Here is a 15,489-nt window from a genome sequence, read left to right as displayed (position 1 = left end):
TGCGCTTCACCGAAGCGGATCGCGATCAGGCGATGGCGACCTTGCTGCTGCGACGGCGATAGCGCGAGGATGCGCCGACCATGCCGAAACCCAGGATCATCATGCCCCATGTTGCCGGCTCCGGCACGGCGCTGAAGGTACGATATATACTCGCCGTCGAGAGCCGGTAGTTCGAGTTTGCGAGAACGTTCATATTGACGTCCCATCCGATGGCATCGATCGCCGCCAGATCGAGCGCAGTGATATCCTGCATCTGACCACGGGCCGACGTCGGATCGAGAACGCCGAGCTGTGGCCCACGGCCCGCCGTATCTTTCCAGTGCGACGCCTGACGGCCATCACCGTTATACGCGCCCGTGGCGAAGCGCGAGTCGCCAAACAGCTGCGATACGCCGCCATCAAGCGAAAAATACGGCGTATTCTGTGTCGACCAGTCGAGATTACCGGCCGAACCGTAGCGGAACAGATCGAGTTGGCTCATGTTGATGCTGTTTTCCACATCGTTCAGCCACCACCATTCGGTCTGCCCCGGCGAGGTGCGAAGATCGACGTCATCGACGCCGCTGACAAAGCCCAGCGCGTGGCCGATTTCATGTATCGCCACGCCGATAAAGTCGAATGAGCGCGGTGGGATGCCATCGGTGGAGTTGAAATCGAAAGGATAACCGCTGTTGAAGACGATGGTGCCATCGGAGCCAAAATTGATCTCGTTACCGTCGAAATGTGTGGTTATACCGAGCGCCTTGGCCGATGCCGTGGTGATCTTCAGCGAGGAATTGTTGCGGCTGCCGTCATTGTCCAGTCGCGTCGAGAGATCGGTATAGCCGTTCCACCCGTTAGCGCCGTTGGCGAAGTTGTTGGCAACCGCCTCGATCGCGCCGTTGCTTCCCAGCGGACGAAGGCTGCCGACGGCCTGCGTGTCGAGCGTACTCGTCCGGTCTGCGGTCAAAGCCGCATAGCCTTGGTTCATCGAGATATAGGCGTAGCTGCTTGAGGCTTCGGCCAAAGCTCCGGAATCGAGCTCGTAAAAGCCTACGTTCAAATTGACGGTGACGTCGTCCGTCAAAAGCGAAGACCAGTAACGCGCAGCGGTTTCATAACCCGCGCGCGCCCGGGTTCCGGCGCCGACACCGCCAATGTCGTTCAGCACGAATGTAACAGCCTGAGCCTGACTCGCAGCGACGGCACAGATCGCGATAGCCGAATTTACAAGAAACATAGGAAACTTCATGAATATCCCCCTTGATTACCCTGAAGAAACTGCACCATCTCAATTCGCCGACATCCAAACGAACGTTACCGAATTATTAACAATTTGCTGCATGTGCTAACATGAGTCAACACTTGTCGCTCGGAATAAAATACCGGTCATTTTAGATTTAGACTTTGGCGTTATTCAGGTTGTTTAAGTTATGCCCCGGCATATCGGTTATGTGTCACAAAACGCGGCCAAATGATTTGTCTAGATTGATTTTTTATTACTGGCGGTTGCGTAGCAGGCATACTGGTGTCGCCATTGGCCCAGCCGGAACCGCACCGCGCGCCCTCGCCGTCGATAGTGCAGCCCGCAAAACAAAAAGCCGCCGGTCTTTCGACCGGCGGCTCATGCCCTCCACCAAAGCGGATCGTGTTTAGACGACAGCGACCTCGCCGCTGCGGCGGCGATAGCGCGAGGATGCGCCGACCATACCGAAGCCCAGGATCATCATGCCCCAGGTTGCGGGCTCGGGCACCGCGGTCGCGAACGCGCGATAGGCATCCGCCGTCGTGTATTTATAGCCCGAATTGGCCAGCACGTCGAAGTTCACGTTCCAGCCGATCGCGTCATAGGCGGCCAGGTCGGTTGCGGTGACTTCCTGCAACTGGCCGCGGCCGGACGTCGGATCGAGTATACCGATCTGTGGCGCGCCGGATGCGGCATCCTTCCAGTGCGATGCCTGGCGGCGATCGCCATTCAGCACGCCGGTCGAAAAGCGCGAGTCACCGAAAACCTGCGAAACGCCGCCGTCGAGAGAGAAATACGGCGTGTTCTGGGTCGACCAGTCGAGATTGCCGGCCGAGCTGTACCGGAACAGGTCGAGCGGGCTCATCACGATCGAATTTTCGAGAGATGTCAGGCTGCCCGCCGCCGTCTGGCCTGGCGACGTACGACGATCGACCGAATCCACGCCACTGACGAAACCCAGCGCATGGCCGATCTCGTGTATGGCGACGCCGATGAAATCGAACGAATTAGATCCGATGCCGTCGGTCGGGTTGAAATCGAAATCGAAAAGATTGCTGAACGTGATCGATGCATCGGCCAAGGCATAGTCGATCGTCGCGCCGTTGAACGCCCTGGTCACGCCCAGCGCCTTCGCCGACGCCGTGTTGATCGCAAGCGTCGAATTGTTGGCGCTGCGGTCGTTATCCAGCCGCGTCGATACATCGGTGTAGCCGTTCAAGCCCGTGGTGCCATTGGCGAAATTGTTGGCGATCGCCTCGACAGCCCCGAAACCGGCCAGGTTGCTGGTGCCGAGCGGGCGAAGATTGGCGACCGCCTGTGCGTCCAGCGCGCTCGTACGGTCGGCAATCAGCGCCCCATACCCCTGCGCCATCGTTATTCCCGCGCGCGTGCTGCCTGCCGAGCCCAGGACATTGGCATCGAGCGCCGAGAAGCCGATATTCAGGTTGACCGTTACGTTGTCCGTAAAAACCGAGGACCAATAGGCGGCGGCGATCTCGAACCCTCGGCGTGCCTGCGTGCCGGCCGCCGTTCCGCCCGCATCGTTCAGAACGAAGGTAAGGGCGTGCGACTGGCTCGCGGTCATGACGCAAAATGCGGCTGCCGAACCGAGCAAAAACTTCGATAACTTCATAACGACCCCTCAATTGAAACGGGGCCAATCGCCCCATTCCACCCGCCGCGATTTTTATCATCGTTAACGAATGGGTTACCAACGTGCTGGCGCGATTAATATGTGTCAAGCGATCATGCCGGGGGCTTTCGAACACTTTGGCGGCGGTTTTTTCCATTCCATGCCGCTCGTCTTAAGGCCCGACCAATCCAGCCGATCGAACCCGAAGTGTTTGTCTGGCCCAGTGCCCTTCCCCCTCGCCGCCACGCTTGCTAAGGCGCACCCGACTCTAGCCATTTGGCCCGGCCGGAGGCGCGCCCGTGCGCGGGGTTTCGACCCCCGCCTCCCCGCCGCTTCTTCGTCCGGGCACCCTCAGGGAAGGACCCGCCGCTCATGACCGCCATCGGCCAGGATACACTCGGAACCCGCGCCACGCTCGACGTGAACGGCAAATCGTACGACTATTATTCCCTGGCCACCGCGGCACAGAAACTCGGCGATATCAGCCGCCTGCCTTTCTCGATGAAGGTGCTGCTCGAAAACCTGCTGCGCTTCGAAGACGGCAAGACCGTCACCACCGAAGACGTGCAGGCGATCGTCGACTGGCAGCAGGACTGCAAGTCGAACCGCGAGATCCAGTACCGCCCGGCGCGCGTGCTGATGCAGGATTTCACCGGCGTGCCCTGCGTCGTCGATCTCGCTGCGATGCGCGATGCGATCACGAAGCTCGGCGGCGACGCGGCGAAGATCAATCCGCTCGTCCCCGTCCACCTCGTCATCGATCACTCGGTGATGGTGGACGAATTCGGCACGCCGCAGGCGTTCACCGATAACGTCGATCTCGAATATTCGCGCAATTTCGAGCGCTACGAATTCCTGAAATGGGGCAGCAAGGCGCTCGACAACTTCCAGGTCGTGCCCCCCGGCACCGGCATCTGCCATCAGGTGAACCTCGAATATATCGGCCAGGGCGTCTGGTCGTCGGCGAGCTGGGGCGAACACGGCAACGGCAACATGGTCGCCTATCCCGACACGCTCGTCGGCACCGACAGCCACACCACGATGGTCAACGGCATGGGCGTGCTCGGCTGGGGCGTCGGCGGGATCGAGGCCGAGGCCGCGATGCTCGGCCAGCCCGTTTCGATGCTCATCCCCGAAGTCGTCGGTTTCAAGCTGACCGGCCAGATGGCCGAGGGCATCACCGCGACCGATCTCGTCCTCACCGTCACGCAGATGCTGCGCGCCAAGGGCGTCGTCGGCCGCTTCGTCGAATTCTACGGCCCGGGCCTCGACACGATGACGCTCGCCGATCGTGCGACGATCGCCAACATGGCGCCGGAATATGGCGCGACCTGCGGCTTCTTCCCGATCGATGCCAAGACGATCGACTATCTCCGCCTCACCGCGCGGTCGGACGAGAATGTCGATTTGGTCGAGGCGTACTGCAAGGCGCAGGGCCTGTGGCATGACGCGGAAAGCGTCGATCCGGTCTTCACCGACACGCTCGAACTCGACATGGGCACCGTCGTCCCGTCGCTCGCCGGCCCGAAGCGGCCGCAGGACAAGGTCTCGCTCTCCAAGGTCGACGAAGTGTTCAACGGCGACCTGTTCAAGGTCTATAAAAAGGACCGCCCGGTCCGCGCCGTTGTCGAGGGCAAGGATCATGGCATCGGCGACGGCGACGTCGTGATCGCCGCGATCACCAGCTGCACCAACACGTCGAACCCGTCGGTGCTGGTCGCCGCCGGTCTCGTCGCCCGCAAGGCCAACGCGCTCGGCCTGAAGTCCAAGCCGTGGGTCAAGACCTCGCTCGCACCGGGGTCGCAGGTCGTCACCGATTATCTCGACAAGGCCGGCCTCACGTCGGACCTGAACGCGATGGGCTTCAACCTGGTCGGCTATGGCTGCACCACCTGCATCGGCAATTCCGGCCCGCTCGCCGAACCGATCAGCGCGGCGATCAACGGCAACGACATCGTCGCCGCCTCGGTCCTGTCGGGCAACCGCAACTTCGAAGGCCGCGTCTCGCCGGACGTGCGCGCCAACTTCCTCGCCTCGCCGCCGCTCGTCGTCGCCTATGCGATCAAGGGCAGCGTGACGACCGACATGGTCGAAACCCCGCTCGGTCAGGGCACCGATGGCCAGGACGTCTATCTGAAGGACATCTGGCCCTCGAATGCCGAGATTGCGGAGGTCATGAACGCGAACATCGACGACAGCATGTTCCGCTCGCGGTACGGAAACGTCTATGCCGGCGACGCAAAGTGGCAGGAAATCCAGGTCGAGGGGTCGGACACCTATACGTGGCGCGCAGGCTCCACCTATGTCGCTAACCCCCCGTATTTCGACGGAATGACGATGACGCCCGCCCCCGTGCAGGACATTATCGACGCGCGTCCGCTGGCCATTCTGGGCGATTCCATCACCACCGACCACATCTCGCCCGCGGGCTCGATCAAGGCGGACTCGCCGGCCGGATCTTTCCTGCAGGAACATCAGGTTAGCCGCGCCGACTTCAACTCCTACGGCGCCCGCCGCGGCAACCACGACGTGATGATGCGCGGCACCTTCGCCAACATCCGCATCAAAAACGAAATGGTCCCCGGCGTAGAAGGCGGCATGTCCAAGTATAACGGCGAAATTATGCCGATCTACGACGCCGCGATGCGCTTCAAGGCGGACGGCGTTCCGCTCGTCGTCGTCGCGGGCAAAGAATATGGCACGGGCTCCTCGCGCGACTGGGCGGCAAAGGGAACCAACCTGCTCGGCGTCCGCGCGGTTATCACCGAAAGCTTCGAACGCATTCACCGCTCGAACCTCGTCGGCATGGGCGTCCTTCCGCTCCAGTTCGCCGAGGGCGTCACGCGCCAGACGCTCGGCCTCGACGGTTCGGAAAGCTTCACGATCCACGACGTCGCCGCGATCCGCCCGCGTCAGGACGTCACGGTGACGCTCACGCGCGCCGACGGTTCGACCGAGACGTTCGAAACCAAGTGCCGCATCGATACCGTCAACGAACTGGAATACTTCCTCAACGGCGGCATCCTGCAATACGTCCTGCGCAAGCTCGCCGCTTGAGGATCGCCGCAACGCTGATCGCCGGGGCTGCCATCATGGCAACCCCGGCGACCGCCGCCGCGCCGTCCGTCTCGGGCAACTGGCTGACGGAAGGCGGCAAGGCGATCGTTCAGGTCGCGCCCTGCGGCGCTGCCTTGTGCGGTCGCATCGTTCGGATCGTGAAGCCGGATCCGGGCAAACCGCTCAATGACGCGAACAATCCGGACAAGGCGCTCCGTAGCCGTCCGATCCTCGGCATCGCGATCCTGTCCGGCTTCACACCCGGCAGCGACCGTTGGAAGGGACAGATCTACGATCCGCAATCCGGTCGCACCTATCGCTCCGAACTCTCTCGCGAAGGCAATATGCTGAAGGTGAAGGGCTGTTTCGGTCCATTCTGCCGCACGCAGGAATGGTCGAAGGCCAACTAGCTCTGCTGGTATAAAGTAGATCCACTCGCACCGTTCGTCCCGAACGTGTCGCGGGACACGGTGCAAGCTGTATGTGCATCGGCATTCTCGGCATGGACGGGCGGGGCGTACAGGCCCTTCGCTCCGTCTGTTAGCCACTTCGGCCTCTACCAACCTCGTCATTCCCGCGAACGCGGGAATTAATACTCAAAGACGTATTATCATCGCAGATGCAAGCCATCGCAGATGCCGCCTATGCAGCAACCACGTTGGCTGGCGCCGATGTGTGAATCCGGACGCGCCGCCGCTCGATCCGCCCAACCGCTACCCGCGCCTCTAAGGCCCAGGGTCAGCGCGCAGAAGCCGGGCTATTCCCCCGCCACCGCCCGCGACCGTGCGTACAGGAAATATACCGCCAGCCCCGCCAGGTTCCAGCAGGCGAACCATATCTGCGTCTTCGCGGGCAGGCTGAACAACAGATAGCAGCACCCGGCAATGCCCACCGGACCGACCACCCACGGCAATGGCGTGCGGAACGTACGCGGGGCCTCCGGCGCGCGATGACGCAGCACCAACATGCACACGCACACCGCGATGAACGCCGCCAGCGTCCCGGCATTGGCCAAGGCGGCGATCTCCTTCAACGGCAATATGCCCGCGATAATCGCGACGATCGTGGCTGTCACCAGCGTGATCCGCACCGGCGTACCCCGCGCCGAAACCTTCGCCAGACTTTCCGGCAACATGCCATCGCGCGCCATGACGAAGAATATGCGGCTCTGTCCGTACAAAAAGGCAAGCAGCACGGTCGGCAAGGCGATCACCGCCGATCCCGCCAAGAACGTCGCCGCTCCACCCTGTCCGATTTCGCGCAGGATCAAGGCCAGCGGCTCGGCGCTGTCGGCGAACTTGGTATAGGATAAGGCGCCGACCGCAGCGACGGCGACGAGCATGTAGATCGCCACGCACGCCACCATCGATCCGACGATCCCGATCGCAAGATCGCGGCCTGGATTCTTCGTTTCTTCCGCAGCGGTCGAAATCGCATCGAAGCCATAGAAGGCGAAAAAGATGATCGCCGCGGCCGCCATGATCCCGCGCTCGGCGCCATCCGCGGCCAACGCCTTGGGAAAACCGAACGGCATGAACGGATGCAGATTGGCGCCATCGAAATGCGGCAACGAGACAGCGACGAATACCGCCAGCGCGATCATCTTCACGATCACCAGCAACGCGTTCAGCGTCGCGCTTTCCTTCGTTCCGATCATCAGCAACCCGGCCACGACGGCGATGATGAATATCGCCGGCAAATTCACGATGCCTTGGAGTTCCGGTCCCTTCGTCAGTTCAAGCGGAAAGCCGAAACTGGCATGCAGCAGCGGCGCGGCATATCCGGACCACCCGACCGCGACCGTCGATACGACCAGCGAATATTCGAGGATCAAACTCCACCCGATGATCCACGCGATCACTTCGCCAAGGACCGCGTAGCTATAGGTATAGGCGCTGCCGCTGGCCGGCATCATCGTCGCCATCTCGGCATAGGCCAGGGCAGCGCACGCACAGATTCCGCCTGCAATGGCAAACGACAGGATGACTCCCGGACCCGCCAGCCCTGCCCCGACGCCGATCAACGTCAGGATCCCCGTCCCCACGATCGCGCCCACGCCCAGTGCGACCAGATGCGGCCACGACAAGGTCCGCGCGAGGCGATATCGCTCCGGCTGGTCCTCACCCCGGACGATCGTCTTCAGTCGAAACAGGCTGTTCGCCACCCGCGCTCTCCCTTTGGTCAGCGACTAACCTAGAGAAGAACTGCGCGAGGGCAAACAGGCGGATCGATCATAGCGCGATGCGAAACGCCACCTCTGCGCGGCGATCACTTAAAGACCCTGCGCCGGCTCCGAAATCCGCCTGATAGACCGGGCGGCTGACCGACGCCGCAGACACGGTCCATGTCAGCCGGCCGCGCTCGTCCGTCGCCGTTGCATTCGTCATCGCCAGGCGAACCGCCTTGCCGAACGGCACGGCGGCTACGACCTGCTCCGTCATCCGGGAGAGCCCGTCCTGCCGACCGCGCGCCGTATTGTCGGTATAATCAAGGACGATCGCACCGATCCCGCTGCGTTCCATCCCGAAGCCCGCGGCCATCATAGTGCTGTTCAGCGATCGGCGAGTGCCGGGCAACAGGTCCAGCCGCCGCTTCACGCGCATCGTGGTCGAAAACGCACTGAGCGTCAGCCCATCCGCAACATCCAACGTCGCATTCAGCCCCGCGGAGAAAACGGATACGCGTTCCGACGCGCGCAACACCGACGAGATCCTTGACGCCGGCGCTACGAAACCGCGACCCACTGAACGTCAGCGCGAGATCGCCGATCGCAACCTGCTTTCCGCGTGTTCGCATATCCGACAGCGTATACCGGTCGCGCAACGACAGCAGGCGCGTAGTGCTTACGGGCGTTTCCAGCCGCGGCGCTTTCTGCCCGATCATCGTGATGGTCAACGGCGGCAGCCGGTGATCCGGCTCGTGCGCATCCGCCGCCCCCCGCAGCACAAGCGCAAGTATTCGCAAGACTAAATGCGATCGGTCCCCAAAAGCACATGAATTCCCCCTGTCCCCATATCCAAGAGACGACAGTGGCGCGGGTGATCCTCATACTTCCCGGAAGAAAAAGAATCCCGGCTTGGATCGGTGCGGGAATCCAACAGCGGCGACGTCTCAACAGCGGGGCATCGGCTAAGTCGAGGCGGGCGGGGCATTATATGAAAACTGTGTGGACAACTGCGTGCGCCGCAGCGGTGTTGATGACGACGGTCGGCGCAACCGGCGTTCCTCCCACATCGAATATGGCGTCGTTGCCGGCGATCGGTCACGCTCTGTCCGTCCTCACTTACAATGTCGAAGGATTGCCTTGGCCGATCGCCAGCGGACGTCCGGACAACCTCGCGGCGATCGCCGATCGGCTGAAATATCTGCGTGCACGCGGCCAGGCACCCAAGGTGGTTGTGCTGCAAGAGGCTTTCACTAAGGACGCGCGCTCGATCGGGCAGAAAGCCGGCTATCGCTACATCGTCGATGGTCCGTCCTCCGACCACGCCGCACCGGCCGGCATGAATACGGTCGATCCGACATTCGCCGCCGCCGCACGGTGGTGGAGCGGCGAGACGGAAGGCAAGATGCTCGGCAGCGGTTTGCAGCTCCTGTCGGATTATCCGATCGTTGAGGTTCGTCGCATGGTCTTCCCTGCAGGCGATTGCGCGGGTTACGATTGTCTTGCCAACAAGGGTGCGATGCTGGTGCGCGTCGCGGTTCCCGGCCTCACCACGCCGGTCGATATCGTCACGACCCATCTGAACAGCCGCGCCGCGTCCGGGGTTGCGAAGTCGCGCGCCGATCAGGCCTATGCGCGGCAGGTCGATCTGCTGACCGGCTTCGTCGAACACGCCCGCGATCCGCGCAACCCGCTGATCGTCGCGGGTGATTTCAACATGGGCAAGACGCCGGTGCGACGGGCGGCTCTGTTCGGGCAGATCGAACAACGCTGGAGCGTCGCCGGATCGGTCCGCAACGCGCTCGGCCAAGCCGTTCAGGATCGCCTGCCGATGCCGCAGGACGCGGTCGCGACTGCTCGGCGCGCAAAGGACTGGCAGTTCTTCGCGCCCGGGCATGCCGCCGCGCTGGAACTCACCGGTATCTCCGTTCCGTTCGGTCGCGAGCCGAATGGTGATATGCTGTCCGACCATGTCGGCTACATCGCCTATTTCCGCCAATCCGCGCAGTAGTCGCAGACACGCGCTGGCGGACTGTGCGCGTATGACCGTGATCGCCCCCTGGCTGACACATAGCCGGCTCTTGCCCCTGACGGTCTTCGCACTGCTCGTCCGCGCCGTCACGTTTGGCAATCCGATCGTCAACGTCGACGAGGAATTCTATTATACGGTCGGCCATTTCATGGCCCGCGGCACCATTCCCTATGTCGATATCTGGGACCGCAAGCCATTCGGGCTGTTCTTGCTATATCTCCCGGCCGGACTGTTCGATCCACCCACCGGAATTTACGTCTATCAAGGCATCGCGCTCGTCGCGACCGTCTCCACCGCATCGATCATCAAACGCGTTGCGGATCACGAGGGATGGCAGCGCGGCGGCACGTTTGCCGCCTTGCTTTACATCGCCAGTCTCAATCTGGCCGATGGTCAGGGTGGACAGGCGCCCGTCTTCTACAATCTCCTGACCGCCGCCGCTGCGCTGCTGATCGTCTCAGCTACGGACCTCCCCCCGGATCGCCGACGCCGGTTCGGCATTGGCGCCATGGCGCTGATAGGTCTCGCGCTCCAAATCAAATATTCGGTTGTCTTCGAAGGAATCGGCTTCGGCCTATGGCTCCTGTGGCAAGAGCGCCACCAACGGCCTCGGCTACGTACGACAATAGCCTATGCCGCTTTCTTATGCGCCGCGGCGCTGTTGCCGACTGCCGTGGTCGGTGCGGCATACTGGCTTGCCGGTCACGATCACGCGTTCGTCTACGCCAATTTCCTGTCGATCATCGCCCGCCGTCCGGATCCGATCGGCGAAAGCCTCGGCAATCTCGCGGTCGCCGCCGCCCTGCTCGCGCCGCTGCTTCTGCTCGCCATGATCGGCGCCCGCCGGCAAAGCCGCCCGCCGCGTTTCGTCCTCTACTGGCTGGCCGCATCCGTCTTCGGGTTCCTGATCTTCGGATCATGGTTCAATCATTACACCCTGCCCGTCATGCTGCCCGCCGCCATCGCTGCCGCCGCTTTCATCGCGGATCGTCGCTTCGGCCGCACAATCGCCGCCATACTGATCGTGCTCATCGTCGCGGCCGGACAATACATCCTCCAGGCCGAACGCCAAACGCGCGGCACGCCCGCACAGTTCGCCACACTTGCCAGCGCGATCGGGCGTGGGCCCGGCGCGCTCTATGTCTATCAGGGTTCGGCGATACTATACCCGGTCACCGGCCGCCCCGCCCTCACCCGGTATCTCTTCCCGACGCATCTGATGCTGCTGCGGGAGCAGGGCGCGGTCGGCATCGATCAGGGCGCCGAGATCGACCGCATATTCGACCGTCGCCCCGAAATCGTCGTCCTGCAATCGCCCGAGGATGGCGAAGATCCTGCCAAGCGCGCACTCGCCATGCGCCGCCTCCGGACCGATGGTTATCGCCGGTACGCCCGTCTCCCGCTCGGCAACAAGCTCTTCGATCTCTTCCGCCGGCCAACCGCTAAAACGTAAGGCCCACGCCAAACCGCGCGTTCAACGGTCGCAACGGAGTCGTCTGGTCACGCACGGCGAACGTCAGCGGATTGCCACTCGCGAACCGGTTGCCCCGCCCGTCCGCTGCATTGTCGATCGTCAGCGTCGTCGTGACGCCCCGCCGCACCCACGCGGCGTTCAGCCCGAAAGTCGCATAGTCGCCCTGCTCGATATCGAGCAGGTCACCCGTGCCGAGCACCGAGCGTCCGACATAGGTTGCGATCACCCCGACACTCAGGACGCTCTCGTTCCCCGCCCGCCATTCGTATCCGACGCTGCCGGTTCCCGCGAAGGCAGGCGTGTCGGGCAGCCGACGATTGGCCGACACCGATTGATCCGCCAACGGCCCGGTCACGCGGTTGTGCGTGTAGAGGAATGCCAGCTTGCCGTTTAACCCGCGGACCGGCACCCAGTCGGCGATCCCCTCGACGGCCTGGATACGCGCGTCAACGATATTGTCCGTGTATGGCAGCCCCCGCCGGTTGACGAGATCGGCCTGGATATTTTTCCAACGCGCATAGGACAGCGCCGCCTGCAAGGACAATCCGGTCGGCCCCTGCCGCAACCGCCTCAGCCCCAGTTCCCCCACCAGAATCCGGTCGAGCCGGAAATCCCGCACCCGTCCGATGCCGCTCGCCACCGCCAGCCCGCCGGTCCGATACCCCGTCTGGACCCGCCCGAACACCGCCAGGCCGGGCCGCAGCCGCCATGAAAATGCCAGCGTCGGATCGATACGGCGCGTCGACCGCCCGCGCACGAAATCGTCCGTTCGCGGCCGGAACGACGGCTCACCATCCGTCCGCGCCAGCGTGCCGCGTATGCCCAGCGTCGCGGATACGTTAGGGACGACCGTCACGGTGCCCTCGGCAAATAGCGAAGCGCTTCGAGTGACGTTGGTCACGCCGATGATCTCCATCGGCATTCCGAGCACTCCCGCCGACCGGTTCTGAGACTCCCGGTTGCTCAGCAACGTGAACCCCGCAACCCAACTCGTTCCGTTGGCGAGCGATCGCGACATTCGCATTTCGTGCGTCAGCAAGAGCTTGGCGCCTTCGGTCTGGTACGTGACGATCGGCGTCTGCGGTCCCTCCCCACCACCGGCCGGGCGCAACGTGGCATCGAACAGATCGTTCGAATGCGTATTCGCCACGCCGGTCGCCGAAAGCAATTGCAGGCCGCTATCCCAGTCCTTCGTCAACACCAGCCGGCCGAGCGCGACATCGCTATGAAAGGGCTGCGCAATGTAGGATCGACGCGCCAGCGGCCCGGTCAAACGATCGGCATATTGTGCATCGCGCACGTCGATCCACTGTCCCAGCCCGCTGAGATCGACTTGCCAGCCGCCGCCCGGATCGACCCGCAATGCCAGCCGGGCTCCATCGGTCGAAGACCGGTTGACGTTGTCCACACCGCGCCCGGGGTCGTCGATATAGCCGCCGTCCCGGACGCTATAGGCGGTCGCGCGCACCCCGATCACGCCGGCATCCAGCGGCACGTTGACCGTCCCGCCCACATCATAGCCCGGTGCCCCGCCCCGCGTGACGGTCACGCCGCCCTCGACGGACCCTCCGGCCTGGTCCAGGTCGACCGCATTCGGCGTCAGACGGATCACGCCGCCGATCGATCCGGTTCCGTACAGTGTCCCTTGCGGCCCCTCCAGCACTTCGACGTTCGCCATGTCGTACAGGCGGATGGCGGGATCCGCGCCGGAATAGCCAAGCTGGACGTCGCCGAAATAGATGCTCGCCGTCGATTGCGCGGCCCCGGCGAAGCTGCTGTCGGCGATTCCCCGGATGAATATCTTGTTTCGTCCGGGGCCGAGTTCGGTGCTTTGAAGCACCGGCGTCATCCGCGCGACATTGGCCAGGTCGCGGGGCGCCGCAGACAGTTGCAGTGTCCCGGCATCTATCGTCGTCAGGCTGCCGGGATAGCGTAGCAATGAGATGCGCTGCTTGCTCGCGGTCACGATGATGACGGGGGCGGGGCCGGCCGCGGAAGGTGCGGTTGCGAGTTTGGCGACGGGGCGTCGCGCCCGCACGACGATGGCATCCCGCGCGATACGGAAACTGCGCGCGTCGATCGCTATTGCATGATAGCCGGTCCCCCGAAGCAGCCGGTCCAGCGCGGCTTGCGGCGACAGTTTCCCCGACACCCGCGGCACGTGCACGATATCGAGCCCCGGTTCGGTACTGATGATGTCCGCCCCGGTCTGGCGGCCGAGCATCTTCAACGCTGCTTGAAGACTGGTCTGCGGGATCGACACCGTATGCCGCCCATCGTCGGCGCACACTGGCATGCTCGCGGTGAACGCGATCAGGACTCCAAGACAGTTAGCGCGCCGCAGCGCTCCGGCGAGAGAGAATCCAGGTTTCACCGTTGCGACGCCATTCCACCCCGATCAGGTCGGCCAAATGCGGAATGTCGCGCGCCGCCCTGCCCGTCGTTTCGATCATGCCGGTAAAGGGTTGAGCCGACAAGTCTCCGGTGAGCGTGACGTTTGTCCCATAAAGGCGATTCAGCGCCTCGAAAACCTGGCTGAGCGGCTCGCCGGAAAAGGCCAGCCGCCCCTTGCGCCAGCCGCCGACCATATCCGCATCGACGGTTCCCATCGTGACCTTTCGGTCGTCTTCGCGCGCGATCAGTGCGTTACCGGGCTTCAGCACGATCCGCTCGCCGTCTGGCTGGAACACGACCGATCCCTCGGCGACCTGAACGTCAAGCCGCGGGCCGGACCGGACGACATTGAATACCGTGCCGACATCCTGCACCGACAATCTACCGGATCGAACCGTAAACTGGGTGCCGGCATCGTGATGCACGGTGAAAGTCGCTTCGCCTACATCGAGCGCCGCGACGCGAAGATTATTCCGGTCGAGCGTCAGGCGAGATCCACCGCTCAGGTCGATGCGCGTGCCATCCGCCAACGCGATCTGTTGCCGCTGGCCCGGCGCCGTGCTGATTTCATAGGGCGCCGCGCGTGGCGACATCAGCGAGGGAACGATCATCAGCGCGATTCCCGCGGCCACCGCCGCGCCGCCGGCACCCCACACCCAGCGCCGAAAAGCCGGATGGTCGTCATTGGCCGCCCGGCGGTCCGGCCGGGCCGGCAGGGCATCGGTCCGGGAAATCGCGCGATCCGAAATGGCGACGCGATCATAAGCGGCGGCGTGGATCGGGTCCGCCTCGAGCCACGCGACGAACATGATCCAGTCGTCGTCGGACATATCGGCCTGACGCAGATGCCAGGTGATTGCGCGATCGATAACGTTAGCGGGAATTGCCCCCTTCGCGCCCGTGGCGTTGCTGTTTGTAGCATCACTGCTCACGGCTCGGCTTCCCTTCACAACCAAGACGTCGCGGACAAGCATCATCCGCACTAAATATCTCGCAAGCATGATAAATTTGCCGGTAGGCACGTTGCAATAGCTTCTCGACCCCGCTGACGCTTATTCCCAATGTTTCGGCGATCGCGCGTTGCGGCTGCTCTTCGAACCGGAACATTCGCAGCGCCGTTCGCATACGCTCCGGCATATCGGCCATCGCATTCTCAACTGCATCCAGCTTTTCGCGCGCCATCATCGCCCGTTCGGCGTCGGGTATCTCTTCTGCCATTGGCTGAACATCGTGCCACGCCGTATCCCGCGCGCTCCGGCGTGTCGTTGCGATCCGCCGGTCGGTCGCAAGGTTGGCCGCTACGCGGTACAGGAACCCAGCGGGCTGACCGATCGAGCAGACCGCCAGCTGGTCGATACGCAACCACATATCCTGCAACGTATCCTCGGCGTCGTCGGTATTGCCCAGGCGCGCGACCAGCATTCGCAGCAACATCGGTCGTGTTTCGAGGAATATCGCCTTCAGGTCGTTGCCGTCGTCCGTCATCCAAATCCCGTTCGCCAGAGTCCGG

At 63.1% G+C, this 15,489-nt stretch carries 10 protein-coding genes and 4 pseudogenes; 5 read left to right on the top strand and 9 right to left on the bottom strand.

What is annotated here, in order from left to right:
• Nucleotides 1–25: 25 nt before the first annotated feature.
• From H5J25_RS21615 to H5J25_RS08390, 4 pseudogenes are all read right to left on the bottom strand, one after another.
• Nucleotides 26–133 (bottom strand): annotated as a pseudogene (locus H5J25_RS21615) (PEPxxWA-CTERM sorting domain-containing protein); the annotation flags it as partial.
• Between the two features lie 78 nt (nucleotides 134–211).
• Nucleotides 212–1,219, bottom strand: a pseudogene (locus H5J25_RS08395) (NF038122 family metalloprotease); the annotation flags it as partial.
• A 412-nt stretch (nucleotides 1,220–1,631) separates the two neighbouring features.
• Nucleotides 1,632–1,739, bottom strand: a pseudogene (locus tag H5J25_RS21610) (PEPxxWA-CTERM sorting domain-containing protein); the annotation flags it as partial.
• Nucleotides 1,740–1,820: 81 nt separating this feature from the next.
• A pseudogene (locus H5J25_RS08390) lies at nucleotides 1,821–2,810 on the bottom strand (NF038122 family metalloprotease); the annotation flags it as partial.
• Between the two features lie 420 nt (nucleotides 2,811–3,230).
• Here H5J25_RS08390 and acnA point away from each other — a divergent pair.
• Nucleotides 3,231–5,915: an aconitate hydratase AcnA gene (gene acnA, locus H5J25_RS08385; protein ID WP_202095623.1), complete on the top strand. Its 2,685-nt coding sequence runs from the start codon at nucleotides 3,231–3,233 to the stop codon at nucleotides 5,913–5,915.
• A gap of 35 nt (nucleotides 5,916–5,950) precedes the next feature.
• Nucleotides 5,951–6,325, top strand: a complete 375-nt coding sequence (locus H5J25_RS08380; RefSeq protein WP_202095621.1) for a DUF2147 domain-containing protein — start codon at nucleotides 5,951–5,953, stop codon at nucleotides 6,323–6,325.
• A 347-nt stretch (nucleotides 6,326–6,672) separates the two neighbouring features.
• On the opposite strand, the gene H5J25_RS08375 is transcribed toward H5J25_RS08380, so the two are convergent.
• Entirely contained in the window at nucleotides 6,673–8,079 is a 1,407-nt protein-coding gene (locus H5J25_RS08375) for an amino acid permease (RefSeq protein WP_202095619.1), read from the bottom strand.
• Nucleotides 8,080–8,146: 67 nt separating this feature from the next.
• The gene (locus tag H5J25_RS08370) at nucleotides 8,147–8,455 is read right to left on the bottom strand and encodes a hypothetical protein (protein WP_202095617.1); all 309 of its coding nucleotides are present in this window, start codon (nucleotides 8,453–8,455) and stop codon (nucleotides 8,147–8,149) included.
• Between the two features lie 4 nt (nucleotides 8,456–8,459).
• Between H5J25_RS08370 and H5J25_RS08365 the strand changes: the two genes are divergently transcribed.
• The 3 genes from H5J25_RS08365 to H5J25_RS08355 all read left to right on the top strand — a co-directional run bounded on the left by H5J25_RS08365 (nucleotide 8,460) and on the right by H5J25_RS08355 (nucleotide 11,564).
• Nucleotides 8,460–8,885: a hypothetical protein gene (locus H5J25_RS08365; protein WP_202095615.1), complete on the top strand. Its 426-nt coding sequence runs from the start codon at nucleotides 8,460–8,462 to the stop codon at nucleotides 8,883–8,885.
• A 269-nt stretch (nucleotides 8,886–9,154) separates the two neighbouring features.
• Nucleotides 9,155–10,090, top strand: coding sequence for an endonuclease/exonuclease/phosphatase family protein (locus H5J25_RS08360; RefSeq protein WP_225883446.1), 936 nt, complete (start codon nucleotides 9,155–9,157; stop codon nucleotides 10,088–10,090).
• A gap of 31 nt (nucleotides 10,091–10,121) precedes the next feature.
• Nucleotides 10,122–11,564: a glycosyltransferase family 39 protein gene (locus H5J25_RS08355; protein WP_202095608.1), complete on the top strand. Its 1,443-nt coding sequence runs from the start codon at nucleotides 10,122–10,124 to the stop codon at nucleotides 11,562–11,564.
• On the opposite strand, the gene H5J25_RS08350 is transcribed toward H5J25_RS08355, so the two are convergent.
• The 3 genes from H5J25_RS08350 to H5J25_RS08340 are packed head-to-tail and all read right to left on the bottom strand — an operon-like array spanning nucleotide 11,554 to nucleotide 15,464.
• Nucleotides 11,554–13,881, bottom strand: a complete 2,328-nt coding sequence (locus tag H5J25_RS08350) for a TonB-dependent receptor domain-containing protein (protein ID WP_202095607.1) — start codon at nucleotides 13,879–13,881, stop codon at nucleotides 11,554–11,556. The two genes, H5J25_RS08355 and H5J25_RS08350, sit on opposite strands and share 11 nt — an antisense overlap.
• Nucleotides 13,882–13,915: 34 nt before the next feature.
• Nucleotides 13,916–14,911 (bottom strand): FecR family protein, encoded by a 996-nt coding sequence (locus H5J25_RS08345; protein ID WP_225883445.1) that lies wholly within the window; start codon nucleotides 14,909–14,911, stop codon nucleotides 13,916–13,918.
• Nucleotides 14,901–15,464 (bottom strand): RNA polymerase sigma factor, encoded by a 564-nt coding sequence (locus tag H5J25_RS08340; protein ID WP_202095605.1) that lies wholly within the window; start codon nucleotides 15,462–15,464, stop codon nucleotides 14,901–14,903. The genes H5J25_RS08345 and H5J25_RS08340 overlap by 11 nt, the downstream gene beginning before the upstream one ends.
• Nucleotides 15,465–15,489: the final 25 nt, after the last annotated feature.

It is taken from the genome of Sphingomonas aliaeris, assembly GCF_016743815.1.
Taxonomy (GTDB): Bacteria; Pseudomonadota; Alphaproteobacteria; order Sphingomonadales; family Sphingomonadaceae; genus Sphingomonas; species Sphingomonas aliaeris.
The sequence above is the reverse complement of the archived record's forward strand: the minus strand, read 5'-3'. Positions and strand labels throughout refer to the sequence as shown.